Genomic DNA, 20525 nt, shown 5'->3' on the forward strand with positions numbered 1-20525 from the left:
CTGCCCCCCAGCGAATCGGCCCGAACGTCGTTATCGTACGTGCGTGAGCACCTCGGGAATGCGCATCCTGGTGATCGGCGCCAACTACGCCCCTGAACCTACCGGAAATGCGCCCTATACGTCGGCGCTGAGCCGCGCCCTGGCCGCGCGCGGGGCGCGGGTGAGCGTCCTCACGACCTATCCGCACTACCCGGAGTGGCGTGTCCGCGAGGGATACCGCGGGTGGTCGCGCCGGGAGCGGGTCGACGGCGTCGACGTGCTCCGCCTGCGGCACTACGTGCCGCGGTCGCCCACGTCCGTGCGCCGCCTCCTCGCCGAGCTGAGCTTCGGGGTGCGGTCCGCGACGACGCGCTGGCCCGACGCCGACGTCGTGCTGCTCGTCTCGCCCTCGCTCTTCGCGGCGGCCGTCGCGATGCTCCGGCTCCGCGCCGGGCACGCGCGCGGCACGTCGCGGCCCGGCGCACCGGGCATCGTGCTCTGGACCCAGGATCTCTACTCGCTCGGGGTCGAGGAGACCGGGGCGGCCTCAGGCCGCGCTGCCCGCGTCGTCGGTGCCGTCGAGCGCTTCGTCGCGCGCGGGGCCGACGCCGTGGTGGCGATCCACGAGCGGTTCGCGCGTCGTCTGCGCGAGTCGCTCGGGGTCGACGCCGCCGCGCTGCGCGTCGTGCGGAACTGGACGCACCTCGCCCACGACGCGGTGCTCCCGGACCGCGCGGCGGTACGCGCCGCCCATGGGTGGCACGACGACGAGACCGTCGTGCTGCACGCGGGCAACCAGGGGGTGAAGCAGGGCCTCGAGAACGTGGTGGAGGCGGCACGCCTGGCCGACGCGCAGGGCACGCGGGTGCGGTTCGTGCTCCTGGGGGACGGGAGCCGTCGCGCCGCGCTCGAGGCGGCCGGGAGCGGGGTGCGCCGCCTGCAGTTCGTCGACTCCCTGCCCGACGCGGAGTTCCGCGCCGCGCTCGAGGCCTCCGACGTGCTGCTCGTCAACGAGCTCGCCGGGCTCGCCGAGATGTCCGTGCCGAGCAAGCTCACGTCCTACTTCCACGCGGCCCGGCCCGTGCTCGCGGCGACGTCCGAGCGGTCGACGACGGCGGCCGAGCTGCGCGCGTCCGGCGGTGGTGTCCGCGTCGACCCTCAGGACCCGCAGGCGCTCCTCGACGCGGCGCAGTCGCTCGCGGCCGACCCGGTGCGGCGCGACCGTCTGGGCACGGCGGGCCGCCGCTACCGCGACGAGACGCTCTCGGAGCGTGCTGCCGTCGACGCGTTCGCGGCGGTCCTCGAGGAGCACGCCCGGGGCACGCACGGGACGTCACGTGCGCGCACCGAGCCGCCGGCGACCGCCGGCGTCGCGCGCGCGACGGACGTCGCGCGCCCGTAGCCACCGAACGCAGCAGCGCTGCACCAGACAGGGGGAAGCATGAAGAAGGCACTGATCTCGGGGATCACCGGGCAGGACGGCTCGTACCTCGCGGAGCTGCTGCTCCGCAAGGGCTACGAGGTCCACGGGCTGATCCGCCGCGCCTCGACGTTCAACACGGCGCGCATCGACCACCTCTACCAGGACCCGCACGAGGAGGACGCGCGCCTGTTCCTGCACTACGCCGACCTCTCCGACGGTGCACGCCTCGTGACGCTCATCGCGCAGATCCGCCCGGACGAGGTGTACAACCTCGCGGCGCAGTCGCACGTGCGCGTCTCGTTCGACGAGCCCGAGCACACGGCGGACACGACGGGGACGGGAGCGATCCGCCTGCTCGAGGCGGTGCGCCTCGCGGGCGTGGACACGCGGTACTACCAGGCGTCGTCGTCGGAGCTGTACGGGTCGACGCCCCCGCCGCAGGACGAGACCACACCGTTCCACCCGCGGTCCCCGTACGCGGCCGCCAAGCTCTACGCGTACTGGATCACGAAGAACTACCGCGAGGCGTACGACATGTTCGCGGTCAACGGGATCCTCTTCAACCACGAGTCCCCGCGCCGCGGCGAGACCTTCGTGACGCGCAAGATCACGCGGGCCGTCGCGGCGATCCGGGCGGGCCGGCAGGAGCACCTGTACCTGGGCAACCTCGACGCGGTCCGCGACTGGGGGTACGCCGCCGAGTACGTCGAGGGCATGTGGCGCATGCTCCAGGCCGACCGGCCGGACGACTACGTGCTCGCGACGGGGACCGGGCTCACGGTGCGCGACTTCCTGGAGGAGGCGTTCACGCACGCCGGGCTGCGGTGGCAGGACCACGTGCGGTTCGACGAGCGCTACCTGCGCCCGAGCGAGGTCGACGCGCTCGTCGGCGACCCGAGCAAGGCGCACGCCGACCTCGGCTGGAAGCCGACCGTCGGTGGTCGCGAGCTCGCGCGCATCATGGTGGACGCAGACGTCGAAGCCCTCGGCCACGCCGGGTCGCCGTGGATCGACCGGGTCGCGCTCGCCACGTGGGAGGCCGCGTGACGTCGCCCGACGAGCGCGACCTCGTCCGCCACGAGCCGGCCCCGCTCGACCGGGACGCCGTCTTCTACGTCGCTGGCCACCGCGGTCTGGTCGGCTCGGCGATCTGGCGCCGCCTGGAGCGGGCGGGCTTCACCCGTCTCGTCGGGCGGACCTCCACCGAGCTCGACCTCACGGACCGCGACGCCGTGCACGACTTCTTCCGCGCGCACCGTCCGCGCTACGTCGTCCTCGCGGCGGCGAAGGTCGGCGGGATCATGGCGAACGCCGCGTACCCCGTCGACTTCCTCAGCGAGAACGTGCGCATCCAGGTGAACGTCCTCGACGCGGCGCGGACGGTCGAGGTCGAGCGCCTGCTGTTCCTGGGCTCGTCGTGCATCTACCCGCGGCTCGCGCCGCAGCCGATCGCCGAGGACGCGCTGCTGACCGGGCCCCTCGAGCCGACCAACGACGCCTACGCGATCGCGAAGATCACCGGGATCCTGCACGTCCAGGCGGTCCGCCGCCAGGACGGGCTGCCGTGGATCTCGGCCATGCCGACGAACCTCTACGGGCCCGGTGACAACTTCTCGCCGACCGGGTCGCACGTGCTGCCCGCGCTGATCCGGCGCTACGACGAGGCGGTACGGACCGGCGCCCGGGAGGTGACGAACTGGGGGACGGGGTCGCCCCGGCGCGAGCTCCTGCACAGCGACGACATGGCCGACGCGTGCCTGCACCTGCTCGAGCACTACGACGGACCGGTGCACGTCAACGTGGGCACGGGGCAGGACGTCACGATCCGCGAGATCGCCGAGACGGTCGCCGACGTCGTCGGGTACGCCGGCGCGACGCGCTGGGACACCTCGAGGCCCGACGGCACGCCGCAGAAGCTGCTCGACGTGTCCAGGCTGCGCGCGAGCGGCTGGGAGGCGCGGACCGGGCTGCGCGAAGGTCTCGAGCGCACGGTGGCGTGGTACCGCGAGCAGGCCGGGCAGGTCCGCGGATGAGCGCGGGACGGGCGGTGGCGCCCAGGGTCGCGACGTGCGGTGGCCTGTGCGAGATTGAGGCGGTCGCGGGTCGGCGCTCAGGGGGAGCGCGCCGGTGAGGGGGACGACGATGGAGCTGAGGGACTATCTGGTCCTGCTGCGCAAGCGGTGGGTCACGATCGCGGTCGCGGCGGGGCTCGGGCTGGCGCTCGCGGGCGCGTACTCGCTGCTGACGACGCCGACGTACTCCACGCGGTCCCAGGTGTACGTGTCGGTGCAGGGCTCCGACTCCACCACGGACCTCCTGCAGGGGTCGAACTTCACCGTGCGCCAGGTCAAGTCGTACATCGAGCTCGTGACGAGCCCGCGGGTCCTGGACCCGGTGGTCGAGGAGCTGGGCCTCGCGGACGACGCCGCCTCGCTCGCGCAGCGCGTCCGCGCCGACTCCCCGCTCGACACGGCGCTCATCAACGTCACCGCGACGGACGAGTCGCCGCAGCTCGCGGCCGAGATCGCGAACGCGACGGCCCGGTCGCTCGCGTCGGTCGTGGGGGAGCTCGAGACCCCGACGGGGGGCGGGGACTCGCCGGTGCAGATCAGCACCGTCCGCGCGGCGTCGGTGCCGACCTCCGCCGCGTCGCCGAACCTCCGGCTGAACCTGGCGCTCGGGCTGGTCGTCGGCCTCGCGCTCGGCGTCGCGGTGGCGGTGGTGCGCGAGCTCCTGGACACGCGCCTCCGGTCGACGGCCGACGTCGAGGACGTGACGGACGCGCCCGTGCTCGGCGTCATCGGGTACGAGGAGGACGCCCCGCAGCACCCGCTCATCGTCCAGGAGTCGCCGAAGGCGATCAGGGCCGAGTCGTTCCGCCGGCTGCGCACCAACCTGCAGTTCCTCGAGCTCGGACCTGCCGCACGCACGTACGTCATGACGTCGGCCCTGCCGGGCGAGGGCAAGACGACGACGAGCATCAACCTGGCGATCACCCTCGCGGACGCGGGCCAGCGCGTGGTCCTCCTCGACGCGGACCTCCGCCGACCCTCCGTCGCGCGGTACATGGGGATCGAGGGCTCGGTCGGGCTCACCACGGTCCTCATCGGCAAGGTCGGGGTCGAGGACGCGGTGCAGCCGTGGGGCAACGGCAACCTCGACGTGATCGCGGCGGGGCAGGTGCCGCCGAACCCGAGCGAGCTGCTCGGTGCCGCCCCGATGGCCGACCTGCTCGACCGGCTCCGGGCGGAGTACGACGCGATCGTGATCGACACCCCTCCGTTGCTCCCGGTCACCGATGCGGCGATCCTCGCGAGGGCCGTGGGGGGCGCGATCCTCGTCGTCGGGGCGGGGACCGTGCACCGCAACCAGCTCGAGACCGCCCTCTCGGCGCTCGGCACGGTCGGCGTGCGGATGCTCGGGGTGGTCGTGAACCGGGTACCCCTGAAGGGCCCGGGCGCGCACGAGTACGGGTACTACGAGTACGTGGCGGAGACCGGCCCGCCCACCCGGTCGGGACGTCTCGCCGACCGCAAGGGGCGGGCGCACCAGCACGCGCGTCGGGCCACGCCCGCGCCGGGAGGTGCCGGGACGCCGGGGAGCGAGGGCCCTCCGCCCCCGCCGCCTCCGGTCGGGGACCGGGGGTTCCCGGCCGCAGTGCCGTCCGGCCCCGCCCGGTCGTTCGACGACGTCGTGGTGCCGCGCAAGAAGTAGGACAGCGGTCGGTCGGTGCCCCGCAGCGGTCGGCCACGACCGCGCCGACAGGGTGACGACCGACGTTCGAGCAGGGGGAGCACATGAGGATCTCGGTGATCGGTTGCGGCTACCTGGGGGCGGTGCACGCGGCGTGCATGGCGACGCTGGGCCACGACGTGGTCGGGGTGGACGTCGACGCACGGAAGGTCGGCGCGCTGCGCGACGGGCGGGCGCCGTTCTATGAGCCGGGACTCGACGGGCTGCTCGCGGAGGCGACCGCCTCCGGACGGCTCGTGTTCACGACCGACACCGCCGCGGCGGCCGACGCCGCGGTCCACTTCGTGTGCGTGGGGACGCCGCAGCGCGCCGACTCGTACGCCGCCGACCTGTCGTCCGTCGACGCGGCGTTCCGGGCGCTCGTGCCGCACCTCGCCGCGGACGCGGTCGTGGTGGGCAAGTCGACCGTCCCCGTGGGCACGGCCGCGCGGCTCGCGGACGAGCTCGCCGCCGACCGTCCCACCGCGACCCTCGTCTGGAACCCCGAGTTCCTGCGCGAGGGGTTCGCCGTCCGGGATACGCTGCGGCCGGACCGGCTCGTCTACGGCGTGCCCGACGACGCGGCAGGCGCTCGCGCCGTCGACGTGCTCGACGCGGTCTACGCCGCGGCTCTCGGCGACGGCACACCCCGGCTCGTGGTCGACCGGGCGACGGCCGAGCTGGTCAAGGTCGCGGCGAACTCCTTCCTCGCGACGAAGATCTCGTTCATCAACGCGATGGCGGAGCTGTGCGAGGTCGCCGGGGGAGACGTGACGCTCCTCGCCGACGCGATCGGTCTCGACGAGCGGATCGGACGGCAGTTCCTCAACGCCGGGCTCGGGTTCGGCGGCGGGTGCCTCCCGAAGGACATCCGTGCGTTCATGGCCCGCGCCGAGGAGCTGCACGCCGACCCCGCCGTGAGCTTCCTGCGGGAGGTCGACTCGATCAACCTGCGCCGGCGGGAGCGCATGGTCGACCTCACGGTCGGCGTCCTCGACGGTCGCCCGCTGGCGGGGGCGCGGATCGCGGTGCTGGGCGCGGCGTTCAAGCCGGACAGCGACGACGTCCGCGACTCGCCCGCGCTCGACGTCGCGGAGCGCCTGCACCGTCGGAGCGCGCGCGTCGTCGTCACCGACCCGCGCGCGCTGGCGAACGCGCGCGCCAAGTCCCCGTTCCTGGGCTTCGCCGAGACGGTCGAGGAGGCGGTGGACGGCGTGGACGCCGTGCTGGTGCTCACGGAGTGGCAGGAGTACCGGGAGCTGGAGCCGGGCAAGCTCTCCGGTCTCGTGGCGGCGCCGCGCGTCGTCGACGGCCGGAACGCGCTCGACGCGGCCGCGTGGCGCGACGCGGGCTGGACCTACCGTGCGCTCGGCCGACGGTGAACGGCGCTCCGCAGGCACGGACCGACGCAGGCCCGGAGCGACGGGGCTCGTGATGACGGCGGCGGCGCTCGGAGGCGTACTCCTCGCGGCGTGCGCACCAGGCGGTGACGGCGGCGATCCGACCCCGGACGACCCCTCGTCGACCGCGCAGCGCCTCGGGCCCGCGCAGTACGCCGACCGGTTGCTCGCCGAGACGCAGGTGGTCCGCGACGCGGAGGGGCTGCCCCGGCTGGAGGAGAGCGACTGTGCGACCGAGGCGGCGCTCTCCCGTGCCACGGCGCTCGTGGGAGCCCCGCTCGAGCACGCGCCGCTCGACGACGTCGTCACCGCGTGCCGGCCGGCCGGCGGCACGGCGGCGGAGAACCTCAGCCGCGCCGCCGCCGCGCCGGAGGCCGTCGTCGACGCGTGGATGGCGTCCCACGGTCACCGCGCGAACCTCCTGGACCCCGCGCTGACGTCCGTGGGTGTCGTGTGCGTCGCGGACACCTCGGAGGGCGCCGGAGGCGTCGTCTGCGCGCAGGTCTTCCTCGGCTGACGACGGCGCCCTTGACCCGTCAGGTCGAGCGACCTAGCGTCTCTTTCAACAGAGGATGAATTCGTGCCGCGCGACGTCGCGCGGCAAGCCCAGGAGGTCGTCGTGCGCGCGATGGTCGTCAAGGAGTTCCGTGAGCTGCGCCGGGATCGGCGCACCGTCGCGATGCTCGTCGGGATGCCGCTGCTGCTGCTCGTCGTGTTCGGGTTCGCGGCGAACTTCACGGTCGACACGCTGACCGTCACGGCCGTCGGGCCGGGCGCCGAGCAGGCGGTCGACGCGATCGAGGCGAACCCTGCCGCCGCGGACGCGCTCGACGTCGTGAGCGTGGACCCCGCAGGCACGGACGCCGACGCACGCGCGGCGCTGCGCGACGACCGCAGCGACGTCGCGGTCGTCGCGCCGGCGCCGGGGGAGGACCGGCCCACCGTCTACATCGACGGGTCCAACCTCTTCGCCGCGCAGTCGGCGAAGGTGCTCGTCGCCTCCCTCGGGGACGCGGTGGACTCTGAGGTCCTCTTCAACCCGGACCTCGACACCTCGTGGGTGATGGTGCCGGCGCTGATCGGCCTCATCCTCACGTTCATCGGCACGATCATCACGTCGATCGGGCTCGTCAAGGAGCGCGAGGCGGGGACGTTCGAGCAGCTCGCGGTGATGCCGCTCGGCCCGGCGGCGGTGATCCTCGGGAAGATCACGCCCTACTTCCTGCTGGCGTGCCTGGACATGGTCGCCGTGACGCTGCTCGGCATGTGGATCTTCGACGTGCCGTTCGCGGGCCCCGTCGGACCGTTCGTCGTGGGCGCGGCCCTGTTCCTCTTCGTCGTCCTCGGCATCGGCGCGCTCATCTCGACCGTGTCGCAGACCACCGGGCAGGCGGTGCAGGTCGCGCTCATGACGATGCTCCCGCAGGTCCTGCTCTCGGGCATGATCTTCCCGCTCGACGCCATGGCGGCCGGGGTGCGCTGGATCGGGTACCTCCTGCCCCTGACGTGGTTCACCGAGGTCTCCCAGGGCGTCATGGTCCGCGGGGCGTCGTGGTCCGCGCTCTGGCTGCCGCTCGTGGTGCTCGCCGTGATGGCCGTGGTCGTGTTCGGGCTGGCCGTCCTGCGGCTCTCGCGCGAGCTCTCGCCCGCGCGGGAGCGCCGCCGGCACCGCCCCGCCGCGCCCGAGGCCGTGACGCCCGCGCCGAGCGGAGCGGTCCGGTGACCTGGTGCGTGCGCGGTCTCGACGTCGTCTTCCGCACCGGGCACGGGCACGTGGTGCGCGCCCTGGCGGGCGTGGACCTCGACCTCCCGCACGGGCAGGTCACCTCCGTCGTGGGCGGCGACGGGGCGGGCAAGACCACGCTCGTGCGCGCGCTGCTCGGGCAGGTGCCGGTCTCCGGCGGCGCCGTGGACGCCCCGACCCGCGACCGGGTCGGCTACCAGCCGTCGTCGAGCGGCGTCTGGCCGGCGCTGACCGTCGCGGAGAACGTCGAGCTCGTCGGCGACGCATACCGCATGCCGGCATCGCGGCGGGAACGGCGCGCGCACGAGCTGCTCGAGCGGGCGGGGCTCGCCGAGGCGCGCGACCGCCTCGGGTCGCAGCTCTCCGGGGGGATGCGGCAGAAGCTCGGCGTGTGCCTCGCCATGCTGCACGAGCCCGACGTCCTGCTCCTCGACGAGCCGAGCACCGGGGTGGATCCCGTGAGTCGCGTCGAGCTGTGGCGGCTCGTCGCCGAGTCGGCGGCGTCCGGCGCGGCGGTCCTCGTCACGACGACCTACCTCGACGAGGCCGAGCGGGCCGCCGACGTCGTCGTGCTCGACGCGGGCACGGTCCTGGCCGCGGGGACGCCCGACGACGTGCGCGCCGCCGCGCCCGGGCGGATCACCATCACCTCCGCCCCGCCCGCGGGCGGGGACGGGCGGACGTGGCGCCGCGGCCCGACGTTCCACACCTGGTGGCCCGACGACGCGCCGAGGCCCTCCGCGGGCACCGCGGACGTCGACCTGGAGGACGCCGTCGTGGCCCTCACGCTCGGTCGCGGCGCGCCCGGCGCCGACGACACCGACGGCGAACGGGCGAGCCCGGCGACACCCCGCGTGGACCGGCCGGCGGGAGGCGCGGCCGCGCCGGACGCGCCGCTCGTGCGGGTCGAGGGCGCCGAGCGGAGGTTCGGGGACGTCGTGGCCGTCGACGACGTCTCGCTCGTCGTGCGCCCCGGCGAGGTGGTGGGCCTGCTCGGCGCGAACGGCGCGGGCAAGACGACGCTCCTGCGCATGATCCTCGGCCTCGACCGGCTCGACGGCGGGCGGGTCGAGGTGCTCGGTGCACCACCGGACCGCGCGGGCCGCCGGTCCGTCGGCTACGTCCCGCAGGGCCTCGGGCTCTCCGGCGACCTGAGCGTCGAGGAGAACGTCGAGTTCGTGGCGGCCGTGTACGGGGTACGGGACGTGCCCGCGCTCCCGCCGGCGCTCGCGGCCGTCCGCCGTCGGCCCGTCGCGGAGATCGGGCTGGGGCGTCGGCGCCGGCTCGCGTTCCACTGCGCCCTGCTGCACGCGCCGCGTCTTCTCGTCCTCGACGAGCCGACGTCCGGCGTCGACCCGCTCGCGCGGGCGCGGGCGTGGGACGCGATCCACGCGCAGGCCGACGCGGGCGTCGGCGTCCTCGTGACGACGCACTACCTCCAGGAGGCCGAGCAGTGCGACCGCCTGCACGTCCTGTCGCGCGGCCGCTCCGTGGCGTCGGGCACGGTCGCCGACGTCGTGGGCGGCCGCGAGGCGGTCGTCGTGCGCTCCCGGGACTGGCAGGCGGCGTTCGCGGCGCTCGACGCCGCGGGCCTGCCCGTGATGCTCGACGGCCGCGCGGCGCGCGTGGCGGGGACGCCGCCCGCGACGGTCCGGGACGCGGTCGCGGCGGCGGGCGTCGCCGCGACGTGCGACGTCGTTCCCGCCACGCTCGAGGAGACCATGGTGCTCGTGGACCGCGCGTCCGCGACCCCGGCCGGTGCGGCGTGAGCGGGCGGCGGGGGCGACGCCCGGGCCGCTCGGACACGCGCTCCGACATCCTGTCGGCGGCGCGGGACGCGTTCGCGGAGCACGGCTACGACCGCGCGACGGTCCGCGACATCGCGGGCCGGGCGGGAGTCGACGCGGCCATGGTGCACCACTGGTTCGGGTCGAAGGAACGGCTCTTCCAGGCTGCCGTGGACGTGCCCTTCGACCCGCAGGAGCTCCTCCTCGACGGCGCGCCCGACGACGCGGCGCGCCTGGGCGAGCACGTCGTCCGCACGCTCCTGCGTGCCTGGGACTCGCCGCGGGGGCGGGTCGCGCTCGCGCTCCTGCGCTCGGCGACGAGCTCCGAGCGCGCCGCGCGGATGCTGCGCGAGTTCGTGCTGGCTCGGGTCGTGCGGCCCACGGTGGCGCGGAGCGAACCGGACCCGCACCGGGCCGCGTGGCGGGGCGCGCTCATGGCGAGCCAGCTCGCCGGGCTGGTCGTCGCGCGGTACGTGCTCCGGGTCGAGCCGCTCGCGGGGGCTCCCGCGGAGACCGTGGTCGGGGCGGTCGGTCCGACGATCCAGGGCTACCTCACCGGTCCGCTCCCGGGAGCCGTGACCGAGGACGCACGCAGCGGCGGAAACGTTGAGATTTCAACTGAGAGGCATGTTGCGCCGTAGGTCGTCTGTCTGTAGGTTGAGCCCCGCCGGCCGAGGCTCGGCGCGGGGCCAAGCGCGCAGGGGGAGCTTGGCGTCGAGCCACGGCGGCCCGTCTCAGACGCCCGCGAGGACGCGGGTCGTCCCCTCCCGGTTCGTCCGGTCGCGCAGGGCGCGCCCCAGCCGGCGCAGCGCGTCGTCGTCCGCGAGGAGGGCGGACCAGTCGTCAGGGTCGAGGCTCGGCGCGTCGCCCCGGGTCTTGCGGATCGCGGCGACCTGGAGCTGGTAGGCGAGGATCACCTCGCGCGGGCTCCCCGGGACGGCGATCCGCACGTGGTCCACGTCGTCGCGGCGCGAGTGGAGGGCGAGCGTGGTGAGGCCGTCGAAGATCTCGATGGTCCGGTGGTACTCGTCCACGGCGGCGCTCGACCCGCGCAGACCGCCGTCGCCCACGACCGCCCGGAGGAACGTGTGGAGGTGCCCGAGGTCGCGGCGGCGCTCGCGCGCGAAGGCGGCGGACGACGCGAGCTGGCCCACGATGCCGACGGTGAGAAGGACCGTCGCGACGAGCACGAGGTACCGGGTCCGCAGGCCGAGGACCAGGTACGGCTCGGTGCTGCCCGGCTCGTGCTGCACCATCGCCACGAAGCTCACGACGGCCCACACGACGGCGACGACGGCGCCCGCCCCGGCCACGTCCATGCCCCAGCGCAGCCGGAGCGGCCGTCGCGAGCGGGTGCGCAGGCAGGAGACGGCGAAGGTCGCGGTCGCCGTCACGAACGTCCCGTAGTAGAGCGCCCAGTAGCCCCACATGAGAGGGCGGTCGTGGACCTGCGCGTCGAGGTCGTGGGTCGTCCAGGGGCCGCTCGCCGCGGCGAGCACCACCATGGCGGCCCCGACGCCCGTGGCCGCGAGCGCCACGTGCCGGGTGCGCGGTGCCCGGCCGGTGGTGGCGCTGTACGCCCACACGCCGACGAAGAGGCAGCCGGTGACGAGCGCGACGTGCTTGGCGACCTCGTGGGTCCCGGCGGCGGCGTGCTCCTTGAGGAGGTCGGCCACGACGGGCACGCGCAGCGCGTTCGCGACCGCGACGAAGCCCAGACCGAGGGGGAGGGTCGCGTCGGAGCGGGTGCGGGCGCGCACGCCGGTCCATACGGCCGCGATGGCGAAGAGCACCACCACGAGGAGGCCGAGGGCGTGGTTCACCGGTAGAGCTCCAGGGACGTGAGCCGGGTCGCCGAGCTGCCGTGGGACGCGATCGAGATCATGAGCTCGCTCGCGAGGCGCTCGACGCGCAGCTCGTCGGGGTCCTCGTACCCGTCGCGGCACGCGCCGACGCGGGGCGCGCCCGCCGTGGCGGCCGCGTCGAGGACGTGGACGAGCTCGTGCGCGACGACGTGGTCGCGGTGCGGCCCGGCCAGGGTCTGGCGGGCGTCGACGAGGACGAGGTCGCGCTCGGGGAAGGCGAGCCAGAGCCCGGTCACGCCGGGGCCGAGGTCGCCCTCGACGACCTCGAGAGGCCGGCCGCGCACCGCCGCGACCAGGCGGCACGCCTCCTCGATGCTGCGGGCGCGGTCCAGGCCCGCGGTGCGCAGCAGGTCATCCACGGTCGTCGTCCGGGACGGGCGGGGTCACGGGAGGAAGGTGCTCCAGGCGTCGCACGCGGTCGACGATCTCGATGATCGCCCGGACGTTCTCGGGCGACAGGCCCTGGGCGCGCAGCGCGAACTGCTCGACGCCCTCGTCGGCGAGCGCGGCCCGGAGCCGGTCGTCGGGGTCCTCCTCGGGGTCGACGAGGCTGCCCGTGCTCACGTGGAAGAACGCGGCGATGCCCTCGACGACGCGCAGGCTGGGCGAGGAGCGGTGCCCGCCGCGGAGCGCGCTGAGGTAGGCCTCGTTGATCGAGTACCCGCGTTCCGTCATCCACTGGGCGGCCTCGCGGTTGGTCACGGGTCGCCCGCCGCGCCCGCGTGCGAAGAGCTCGTTGAGCCGGCGGCGGAAGACCCGCGCCGTCCGCTCGCCGGGTGCCACGTCGTCGTCCATGGCGACGATTGTGACAGGCCGCGGCCCGTGGCGGCACGGCTGGCACGGGCGCACGACGGTGCGGCTCGCGTCGCGTGGCGCCTCGGGCGCGGGTAGCGTTCCGGACGGGCGCGGGAACGGTCCGGCGCCCGGCGCGGGACGCGCGCAGACCATCCTCGAGGGAGCCGACATGAGCGAGCAGACACCGAAGGACGAGGGGGGCCTCGGCGACCTTCTCGGCAAGGCGAAGGAGTTCCTCACCGACGACCGCATCGACGACGTCGCGGAGAAGATCAAGTCCGTCGCGCCCGACTCGGTCGACCAGCACGTCGACACCCTGGCCGAGAAGGCCAAGGAGGCCAACGACTGACCTGCGGGTCGGTACGATCGAGGGGCGCCGTCCACGACGGCGCCCTTCGTGCTGTCGGGCAGTGCCCGCCGGCCGCAGGACTCGACCGGGCGCGCGCCGCGCGCCTCCCGCCAGCAGATCGGAGCACGGACGTGTCTGACGTCGTCTCGTCACCCCTCACCATCACCCTCGACGCCGAGGAGACCACGGTGACGACGGGCACGACGGGCACGGACCTGTTCGCCGCCCGTCGCGACGTCGTCGTGATCCGCGTCAACGGCGTCCTCAAGGACCTCGACACGCCGGTCGCCGACGGCGACGTGGTCGAGGGTGTGACCATCGACTCGCCCGACGGCCTCGCGGTGCTGCGGCACTCGGCCGCGCACGTGCTCGCGCAGGCCGTCCAGCAGGTCAACCCGGACGCGAAGCTTGGCATCGGCCCGCCCATCACGGACGGGTTCTACTACGACTTCGACGTCGAGACGCCGTTCACGCCCGAGGACCTCAAGGCCCTCGACAAGGCGATGTCCCGGATCATCCGGGAGGGTCAGACCTTCCGCCGCCGGGTCGTGACGGAGGACGAGGCGCGCGCCGAGCTGGCCCACGAGCCGTACAAGCTCGAGCTCATCGGGCTCAAGGGCGGCGCGGCCGACGACACCGAGGGTGCGAGCGTCGAGGTCGGCGGCGGCGAGCTGACGATCTACGACAACGTGCGCGGCGCCGGGCGCGAGAGCGAGACGGTGGTCTGGAAGGACCTGTGCCGTGGCCCGCACCTGCCCAGCACGCGCCTGATCGGCAACGGCTACCAGCTCATGCGCTCGGCGGCCGCCTACTGGCGCGGCAGCGAGAAGAACCCCCAGCTCCAGCGCATCTACGGCACGGCGTGGCCGACGAAGGACGAGCTCAAGGCCTACCTCGACCGCCTCGCGGAGGCTGAGCGCCGCGACCACCGCCGACTCGGCAACGAGCTCGACCTGTTCTCCTTCCCGGAAGAGATCGGCTCGGGCCTGCCCGTGTTCCACCCCAACGGCGCGACGATTCGCATGGAGATGGAGGAGTACTCGCGCAAGCGGCACGTGGAGGCGGGCTACTCGTTCGTCAGCACGCCGCACATCACCAAGGCGAACCTCTTCCAGACGTCGCGCCACCTCGACTGGTACGCGGACGGCATGTACCCGCCCATGCACCTGGACGAGGAGCTCGACGACGAGGGCAACGTCAAGCGCGCCGGCCAGGACTACTACCTCAAGCCGATGAACTGCCCGATGCACAACCTCGTGTTCAACTCCCGGGGCCGCTCGTACCGGGAGCTGCCGCTGCGGTTGTTCGAGTTCGGCACGGTGTACCGGTACGAGAAGTCGGGCGTCGTGCACGGCCTGACCCGGGCGCGCGGCTTCACGCAGGACGACGCGCACATCTACTGCACGCGCGAGCAGATGAAGGACGAGCTGTCCTCGACGCTCACGTTCGTCCTCGACCTCCTGCGCGACTACGGTCTCGAGGACTTCTACCTCGAGCTGTCGACGCGGGACCCGGAGAAGTCGGTCGGGGACGACGCCACGTGGGAGGAGGCGACCGAGATCCTGCGCCAGGTCGCGACGGAGTCGGGCCTCGAGCTCGTCGCCGACCCGGGCGGCGCGGCGTTCTACGGCCCGAAGATCTCGGTCCAGGCGAAGGACGCGATCGGGCGCACGTGGCAGCTCTCGACGATCCAGCTCGACTTCTTCGAGCCGGAGCTGTTCGAGCTCGAGTACACGGCGTCCGACGGCACGCGCCAGCGCCCGGTGATGATCCACCGCGCGCTGTTCGGCTCGATCGAGCGGTTCTTCGGGATCCTCGTCGAGCACTACGCGGGCGCGTTCCCGGCCTGGCTCGCTCCCGTCCAGGTCGTCGCCGTTCCCGTCGCCGAGCCGTTCAACGACTACGTGGCCGACGTCGTCGCGCAGCTCAAGGCCCAGGGGATCCGCGCGGAGGTCGACTACTCCGACGACCGGTTCGGCAAGAAGATCCGCAACGCGAGCACGCGCAAGGTGCCGTTCGTCCTCATCGCGGGCGGCGAGGACGCCGAGGCCGGCGCCGTGTCGTTCCGGTACCGCGACGGCCGTCAGGACAACGGCGTGCCCGTCGCCGAGGCGGTCGAGCGCATCGTCACCGCCGTCCGCGACCGCGTCCAGGTCTGACGGCGCGTGAGCGACGAGCGCACGGGGTCGCCCGGCGCGGCCGACGCGGCCGCGCCGGGCGGAGCCCCCGACCCCGACCACAGGGCGACCGTCGAGCTCCCGGACACCCACCCGCGGTTCGACGACGGCCTCGACCGGCTCTGGACGCCGCACCGCATGGTGTACATCGGCGGGCAGGACAAGCCCGCGGACGACTCGCGCGGTCAGTGCCCGTTCTGCCGCATCCCGGACCGGTCGGACGAGGACGGGCTGATCGTCGCGCGCGGCGAGGCCGCGTACGCCGTGCTCAACCTCTACCCGTACAACCCGGGCCACCTCATGGTCGTGCCCTACCGCCACGTGTCCGACTACACGGACCTCACCGAGGCGGAGACGGTCGAGGTCGCGCACCTCACGCAGACCGCGATGCGGGTCGTGCGTGCGGTGTCGGCGCCCGACGGGTTCAACCTCGGCATGAACCAGGGCGCGGTCGCCGGGGCCGGCATCGCCGCGCACCTGCACCAGCACGTGGTGCCGCGCTGGTCGGGCGACGCGAACTTCCTGCCGATCGTCGCGCAGACCAAGGCCGTGCCCGAGCTGCTCGCGGACACGCGTGCGCGGCTCGCCGCGGCGTGGCCGTCCGCCCGACCCGACGTCCCCGCGGAGGGAACCGCCTGATGTTCGGACGCCTGCGCGCGCTCACGACCCGCCTGTTCACCCCGCTCGCCGCGCTGCTGCTCCGCCTCGGCGTGAGCCCGGACGCGGTGACCGTCGCCGGGACCCTCGGTGTCGTCGTCGGCGCCCTGTGGCTCTTCCCGACGGGCCACCTGTTCGCCGGGGTCATGGTCGTCATGGTCTGCGCCTTCGCCGACGTGCTCGACGGCGTCATGGCGCGCCGCGCGGGCCGGTCGGGGCCCTGGGGCGCGTTCCTCGACTCGACGCTCGACCGGCTCGCCGACGCCGCCGTGTTCGTGGGCCTCACACTGTGGTTCGTGCGGGCCGACGACCCGCGACTGACGCCCGACCTCACCGCCTGGGGGACCGGCGTCGCGCTCGCGTGCCTCGCGCTCGGCGCGGTCGTCCCGTACGCGCGGGCCCGCGCCGAGAGCGTCGGCATGACGGCGCAGGTCGGGATCGCCGAGCGCGCCGACCGGCTCGTCGCCGCGCTCGTCGCCGCCGGGATCGTGGGGCTGGGCGTGCCGCCCGTCGTGCTCGTCGTCGTGCTGGGGCTGCTCGCCCTCGCGAGCGCCGTCACGGTCGTGCAGCGCGTGGCCACCGTGCGTCGCCAGGCGCTCGCGCTCGTGACCACGCGCCCCGAGGAGAAGGAGGACGGTCGCTGATGGCTCTCGACGCCGGCAAGGCGTTCACGTTCGCCTGGCGCAACGCGCGCAAGGTCCCCGAACCGGTCCTGCGCGGTCTGTTCGGCGCGATCGCCGACGTGACCTGGCTCCTGCACGGCGGGGGAGTGCGCCAGCTCGAGCGCAACCTCGCGCGCGTGCGCCCGGAGCTCACGCCGCGTGCGCTGCGTCGCCTGTCGCGCGCCGGGATGCGCTCGTACATGCGCTACTACCGCGAGGCGTTCACCCTGCCCGCCTGGACCCCGGAGCGGGTCCGCGCCCGGGTGCGGGTCGTGGGTCTCGACAACCTCGCGACGCACCTCGGCGGCGACCGGAGCCCGGTGCTCGCGCTCTCGCACCAGGGCAACTGGGACCTGGCGGGCGCGTACGCGACCCCGAACATCGCGCCCGTGCTCACCGTCGCGGAGCGGCTGAAGCCCGACGAGCTGTTCGAGGAGTTCCTCGCGTTCCGGAACTCGATCGGGCTGGAGATCCTCGCGCTCGGTGACGGCGACGTCTTCCGCGACCTCGTCCGCGGTGCGAGCAGGCCGGGCAAGATCATCCCGCTGCTCGCCGACCGCGACCTCACCCACCGCGGCGTGGAGGTCGACCTCTTCGGCCACCGCGCGCGCGTCGCGGCGGGGCCTGCGGCGCTCGCCGTGAGCACCGGGACGCCGCTGGTCCCGGCCGGGATCTACTACGAGCGGCTACGGGGCGCACGACGCCGCGCGGCGGGCTCGCCGTGGGGCCTCGTCATCCGCTTCTTCCCGCGCGTGGAGATCGCGCGGGACGTCCCGCGCTCGGAGCAGGTCGCGCGCGCGACCCAGGGCTGGGTGGACGCGCTGAGCGTCGTGATCCGCGAGCACCCCGAGGACTGGCACATGCTCCAGAAGGTCTTCGTCGACGACCTCGACCCCGCGCGCTACGCCCGGACCCGGGCCGCCGCGGGCGAGCCGGACGCGGAGCGCGCCGCATGAGCCTGCGCGTGGGCATCGTGTGCCCCTACTCGTTCGACGCCCCGGGCGGGGTCCAGTTCCACGTGCGCGACCTCGCCGAGGCGCTCATGGCCCAGGGCCACGAGGTCTCCGTGCTCGCCCCCGCCGACGACGACACCCCGGTGCCGGACTACCTGACGCCCGCCGGGGGCGCGGTCCCGGTCCGGTACAACGGGTCTGTCGCGCGCGTGACGTTCGGCCCGCGCACCGCGGGCCGGGTCCGACGCTGGCTCGAGGCGGGCCGGTTCGACGTGCTCCACATCCACGAGCCCGTGAACCCGTCGCTGAGCATGGTCGCGCTGTGGATCGCCCAGGGCCCGATCGTCGGGACGTTCCACACCTCCATCGTGCGCTCGCGCGCGCTCCAGGTCGCCTACCCGCTCGTCCGGCAGAGCCTGGAGAAGATCGACGCCCGCATCGCCGTCTCGGAGGACGCGCGGCGCACGCTCGTCGACCACCTCGGTGGGGACGCCGTCGTCATCCCCAACGGGGTGTACGTCGACACGTTCGAGTCCGCGCCCGCGAACCCCGCGTGGCAGGGCACGCCCGACGCGCCGACCATCGGCTTCCTCGGCCGCCTGGACGAACCGCGCAAGGGCCTGCCCGTGCTCGCCGCGGCGATCCCGGCGATCCTCGCGAAGGTCCCCGGCGCACGGTTCCTCGTCGCGGGCCGCGGCGACGACGGCCGCGAGGCCGCGATCGAGGCCCTGGGGGAGCACGCCGCGTCCGTCGAGTTCCTCGGGGGCGTGAGCGACGAGGACAAGGCGAGCATGCTCGCGTCCGTCGACCTCTACATCGCCCCGCAGACCGGGGGCGAGAGCTTCGGCATCGTGCTCGTCGAGGCGATGAGCGCCGGCGCGTGCGTGGTCGCGAGCGACCTCGGCGCGTTCCGGCGCGTGCTCGACGACGGCGCGGCCGGGGCGCTGTTCGCGGTGGGCGACCCGGACGCGCTCGCCGCCGCCGTGCTCGACGTGCTCGCCGACCCGCCGCGGCGCGACGCCTACCGCGCTCGGGCGAGCGAGTTCGTCCGGCGCTTCGACTGGTCCGCCGTGACCGCCCAGGTGCTCGCCGTCTACGAGACCGTGCTCGCGGCGTCCGAGGCGGTCATCCCGGTCCACGAGGACCCGCGCTCGCGGCGGGGCGGACGCCTCCTGGGCCGGGCGCGCGACGACGAGGGAGGCCGCCCGTGACCTGGTCCGAGATCACCGTCCTCGTCCTCGTGGTCGCGGCGCTGGTGGCGTGGCTCCTGTGGGTCGCCGCGTCGCGGCTCGACCGCCTGCACCGCAAGGTCATGGCCTCGCGGCTGGCGCTCGACGCGCAGCTCGTGCGCCGGGCGTCGGCCGCCGTCGACCTGGCTGCCTCCGGCGAGCTCGACCCGGCCAGCTCGATCCTCGTCGCCGAGGCGGCGCACGCCGTCCTCGACGACGACGACGACACGAGCCGGCTCGCCGACCAGGTGCCCGGCCTGGCGACGGCCGAGGGCCCGCGACCCCGGCGGCTCCTGGGCGGCATGGCCGAGTCGCGCGCCCTCGCCGAGAGCGACCTCACGGCCACGCTGCGCTCGGCCCTCGAGGACGCCGACGACGTCGCCGAGCTCCGGTCCGGTCCTTCCGGCGACGAGCTCCTCGGCTCGCTCTCCGCCGCCTGGTACCGCGCGCAGCTCGCGCGCCGGTTCCACAACGAGGCCGTCGCCCAGGCGCAGCGCGTGCGGCGCAAGTGGTGGGTGCGGCTGTTCCACCTCGCCGGGCACGCGCCGATGCCCGCGACGGTCGAGCTCGACGACGCCGCGCCCGACGTCCTCGTGCGCCCCGCCGCGTCGGCGGGCACGCCGGACTGACCCCTCCGCGGACCGCCGGCGGCGCCCTGCGCGCGGGCTCGGGGTCGGGGTCGGATGGACGCCCCGGCGATAGGATGGGAGCGCGTGGGAGCATGTGCCGTCGAGCCTGTTCGACGGCGTCCGTGCGCGTGCGCGCGACGTTCCCCTGACCTGAAGGTGTGAGGTACCGGTGACCAACGTGGCCGACCAGAACGTCCCTGCCGAGAGCGCCCCGGGCGCCGCGACCGCGGAGGGCGCCGGCGCCGTCGGCACCGCCAAGGTCAAGCGCGGGATGGCCGAGATGCTCAAGGGCGGCGTCATCATGGACGTCGTCACGCCCGAGCAGGCGAAGATCGCCGAGGACGCCGGCGCGGTCGCGGTCATGGCCCTCGAGCGCGTGCCAGCGGACATCCGCGCGCAGGGCGGTGTCTCGCGCATGTCCGACCCCGACATGATCGACGGCATCATCGAGGCCGTCTCGATCCCGGTCATGGCGAAGGCCCGCATCGGCCACTTCGTCGAGGCGCAGGTGCTCCAGTCGCTCGGCGTGGACTACGTCGACGAGTCCGAGGTGCTCACGCCGGCGGACTACGCCCACCACATCGACAAGTGGCAGTTCACCGTCCCGTTCGTGTGCGGGGCGACGAACCTCGGCGAGGCGCTGCGTCGCATCACCGAGGGCGCGGCGATGATCCGCTCGAAGGGCGAGGCCGGCACGGGCGACGTCTCCAACGCGACGACGCACATGCGCACGATCCGCGCCGAGATCCGCCGCCTCACCTCGCTCCCGGAGGACGAGCTGTTCGTCGCGGCCAAGGAGCTCCAGGCGCCGTACGAGCTCGTCAAGGAGGTCGCCGCGACGGGCAAGCTGCCCGTCGTCATGTTCACCGCAGGCGGCATCGCGACGCCGGCCGACGCCGCGATGATGATGCAGCTCGGTGCCGAGGGCGTGTTCGTCGGCTCGGGCATCTTCAAGTCCGGCAACCCGGAGCAGCGCGCCGCCGCGATCGTCAAGGCGACGACGTTCTACGACGACCCCGACGTGATCGCGAAGGTCTCGCGCGGCCTGGGCGAGGCGATGGTCGGCATCAACGTCGACGAGCCGGCGCGGTCGATCCAGTTCGCCGAGCGCGGCTGGTGACAGAGCGTCCCTCGGCACAGCCGT

At 74.2% G+C, this 20525-nt stretch carries 20 protein-coding genes; 17 read left to right on the forward strand and 3 right to left on the reverse strand.

All coding sequences use genetic code 11. The features are described 5' to 3' along the window. The first annotated feature begins 43 nt into the window (after positions 1-43). From ACN9MS_RS09860 to ACN9MS_RS09900, 9 genes are all read left to right on the forward strand, one after another. Positions 44-1381, forward strand: coding sequence for a glycosyltransferase (locus ACN9MS_RS09860; protein WP_426311730.1), 1338 nt, complete (start codon positions 44-46; stop codon positions 1379-1381). A gap of 39 nt (positions 1382-1420) precedes the next feature. Continuing rightward, on the forward strand, positions 1421-2449 hold the full coding sequence (gmd, locus tag ACN9MS_RS09865; protein WP_426311731.1) for a GDP-mannose 4,6-dehydratase: 1029 nt from the start codon (positions 1421-1423) through the stop codon (positions 2447-2449). Beyond that, positions 2446-3435: a GDP-L-fucose synthase family protein gene (locus ACN9MS_RS09870; RefSeq protein WP_426311732.1), complete on the forward strand. Its 990-nt coding sequence runs from the start codon at positions 2446-2448 to the stop codon at positions 3433-3435. The genes gmd and ACN9MS_RS09870 overlap by 4 nt, the downstream gene beginning before the upstream one ends. A 109-nt stretch (positions 3436-3544) precedes the next feature. After that, positions 3545-5116, forward strand: coding sequence for a polysaccharide biosynthesis tyrosine autokinase (locus ACN9MS_RS09875; RefSeq protein ID WP_426311733.1), 1572 nt, complete (start codon positions 3545-3547; stop codon positions 5114-5116). Positions 5117-5199: 83 nt separating this feature from the next. Then, positions 5200-6516, forward strand: a complete 1317-nt coding sequence (locus ACN9MS_RS09880) for a UDP-glucose dehydrogenase family protein (protein WP_426311734.1) — start codon at positions 5200-5202, stop codon at positions 6514-6516. A gap of 52 nt (positions 6517-6568) precedes the next feature. Beyond that, the gene (locus ACN9MS_RS09885) at positions 6569-7051 is read left to right on the forward strand and encodes a CAP domain-containing protein (RefSeq protein ID WP_426311735.1); all 483 of its coding nucleotides are present in this window, start codon (positions 6569-6571) and stop codon (positions 7049-7051) included. 63 nt (positions 7052-7114) lie between these two features. Continuing rightward, positions 7115-8257, forward strand: coding sequence for an ABC transporter permease (locus ACN9MS_RS09890; RefSeq protein WP_426311736.1), 1143 nt, complete (start codon positions 7115-7117; stop codon positions 8255-8257). Then, positions 8254-10047: an ATP-binding cassette domain-containing protein gene (locus tag ACN9MS_RS09895; RefSeq protein ID WP_426311737.1), complete on the forward strand. Its 1794-nt coding sequence runs from the start codon at positions 8254-8256 to the stop codon at positions 10045-10047. The genes ACN9MS_RS09890 and ACN9MS_RS09895 overlap by 4 nt, the downstream gene beginning before the upstream one ends. Continuing rightward, on the forward strand, positions 10044-10706 hold the full coding sequence (locus ACN9MS_RS09900) for a TetR family transcriptional regulator (RefSeq protein ID WP_426311738.1): 663 nt from the start codon (positions 10044-10046) through the stop codon (positions 10704-10706). The genes ACN9MS_RS09895 and ACN9MS_RS09900 overlap by 4 nt, the downstream gene beginning before the upstream one ends. A gap of 93 nt (positions 10707-10799) precedes the next feature. Here ACN9MS_RS09900 and ACN9MS_RS09905 read toward each other — a convergent pair whose 3' ends face one another. From ACN9MS_RS09905 to ACN9MS_RS09915, 3 genes are read right to left on the reverse strand one after another with little or no spacing between them, the layout of a single operon-like run. Continuing rightward, a complete protein-coding gene (locus ACN9MS_RS09905; protein ID WP_426311739.1) occupies positions 10800-11888 on the reverse strand; it encodes a hypothetical protein in 1089 nt (362 codons plus the stop codon). Continuing rightward, a complete protein-coding gene (locus ACN9MS_RS09910) occupies positions 11885-12289 on the reverse strand; it encodes a hypothetical protein (protein WP_426311740.1) in 405 nt (134 codons plus the stop codon). The genes ACN9MS_RS09905 and ACN9MS_RS09910 overlap by 4 nt, the downstream gene beginning before the upstream one ends. Beyond that, positions 12282-12725 (reverse strand): hypothetical protein, encoded by a 444-nt coding sequence (locus tag ACN9MS_RS09915; protein WP_426311741.1) that lies wholly within the window; start codon positions 12723-12725, stop codon positions 12282-12284. Before ACN9MS_RS09915 ends, ACN9MS_RS09910 begins: the two co-directional genes overlap by 8 nt. A gap of 169 nt (positions 12726-12894) precedes the next feature. Between ACN9MS_RS09915 and ACN9MS_RS09920 the strand changes: the two genes are divergently transcribed. The 8 genes from ACN9MS_RS09920 to pdxS all read left to right on the forward strand — a co-directional run bounded on the left by ACN9MS_RS09920 (position 12895) and on the right by pdxS (position 20501). After that, the gene (locus ACN9MS_RS09920; protein WP_141388065.1) at positions 12895-13074 is read left to right on the forward strand and encodes a hypothetical protein; all 180 of its coding nucleotides are present in this window, start codon (positions 12895-12897) and stop codon (positions 13072-13074) included. Between the two features lie 131 nt (positions 13075-13205). Beyond that, the gene (gene thrS / locus ACN9MS_RS09925) at positions 13206-15233 is read left to right on the forward strand and encodes a threonine--tRNA ligase (RefSeq protein WP_426311742.1); all 2028 of its coding nucleotides are present in this window, start codon (positions 13206-13208) and stop codon (positions 15231-15233) included. A gap of 6 nt (positions 15234-15239) precedes the next feature. Beyond that, positions 15240-15890 carry an HIT family protein gene (locus ACN9MS_RS09930; protein ID WP_426311743.1) on the forward strand — a complete coding sequence of 217 codons (651 nt, stop codon included), beginning with the start codon at positions 15240-15242 and terminating at the stop codon, positions 15888-15890. Then, positions 15890-16552, forward strand: coding sequence for a phosphatidylinositol phosphate synthase (gene pgsA, locus ACN9MS_RS09935; RefSeq protein WP_426311744.1), 663 nt, complete (start codon positions 15890-15892; stop codon positions 16550-16552). Before ACN9MS_RS09930 ends, pgsA begins: the two co-directional genes overlap by 1 nt. After that, positions 16552-17526, forward strand: a complete 975-nt coding sequence (locus tag ACN9MS_RS09940) for a phosphatidylinositol mannoside acyltransferase (protein WP_426311745.1) — start codon at positions 16552-16554, stop codon at positions 17524-17526. Before pgsA ends, ACN9MS_RS09940 begins: the two co-directional genes overlap by 1 nt. Before the next feature lie 2 nt (positions 17527-17528). Beyond that, the gene (locus tag ACN9MS_RS09945; RefSeq protein ID WP_197088863.1) at positions 17529-18734 is read left to right on the forward strand and encodes a glycosyltransferase family 4 protein; all 1206 of its coding nucleotides are present in this window, start codon (positions 17529-17531) and stop codon (positions 18732-18734) included. Further along, complete coding sequence (locus tag ACN9MS_RS09950) at positions 18731-19381, forward strand: hypothetical protein (protein WP_426311746.1); 651 nt, start codon at positions 18731-18733, stop codon at positions 19379-19381. The genes ACN9MS_RS09945 and ACN9MS_RS09950 overlap by 4 nt, the downstream gene beginning before the upstream one ends. A gap of 271 nt (positions 19382-19652) precedes the next feature. Then, positions 19653-20501, forward strand: coding sequence for a pyridoxal 5'-phosphate synthase lyase subunit PdxS (gene pdxS / locus ACN9MS_RS09955; protein WP_426311875.1), 849 nt, complete (start codon positions 19653-19655; stop codon positions 20499-20501). Positions 20502-20525 lie beyond the last annotated feature (24 nt).

Origin of the sequence: Cellulosimicrobium sp. E-16, assembly GCF_049913115.1 — a bacterium.
GTDB lineage: Bacteria > Actinomycetota > Actinomycetes > Actinomycetales > Cellulomonadaceae > Cellulosimicrobium.

Coding starts and splice junctions, on each gene's coding strand:
- ACN9MS_RS09920 (WP_141388065.1), top strand. CDS start 12,895: ATGAGCGAGCAGACACCGAAGGACGAGGGGGGCCTCGGCGACCTTCTC.
- gmd (WP_426311731.1), top strand. CDS start 1,421: ATGAAGAAGGCACTGATCTCGGGGATCACCGGGCAGGACGGCTCGTAC.
- ACN9MS_RS09875 (WP_426311733.1), top strand. CDS start 3,545: ATGGAGCTGAGGGACTATCTGGTCCTGCTGCGCAAGCGGTGGGTCACG.
- ACN9MS_RS09940 (WP_426311745.1), top strand. CDS start 16,552: ATGGCTCTCGACGCCGGCAAGGCGTTCACGTTCGCCTGGCGCAACGCG.
- ACN9MS_RS09885 (WP_426311735.1), top strand. CDS start 6,569: ATGACGGCGGCGGCGCTCGGAGGCGTACTCCTCGCGGCGTGCGCACCA.
- pgsA (WP_426311744.1), top strand. CDS start 15,890: ATGTTCGGACGCCTGCGCGCGCTCACGACCCGCCTGTTCACCCCGCTC.
- pdxS (WP_426311875.1), top strand. CDS start 19,653: ATGGCCGAGATGCTCAAGGGCGGCGTCATCATGGACGTCGTCACGCCC.
- ACN9MS_RS09880 (WP_426311734.1), top strand. CDS start 5,200: ATGAGGATCTCGGTGATCGGTTGCGGCTACCTGGGGGCGGTGCACGCG.
- ACN9MS_RS09915 (WP_426311741.1), bottom strand. CDS start 12,725: ATGGACGACGACGTGGCACCCGGCGAGCGGACGGCGCGGGTCTTCCGC.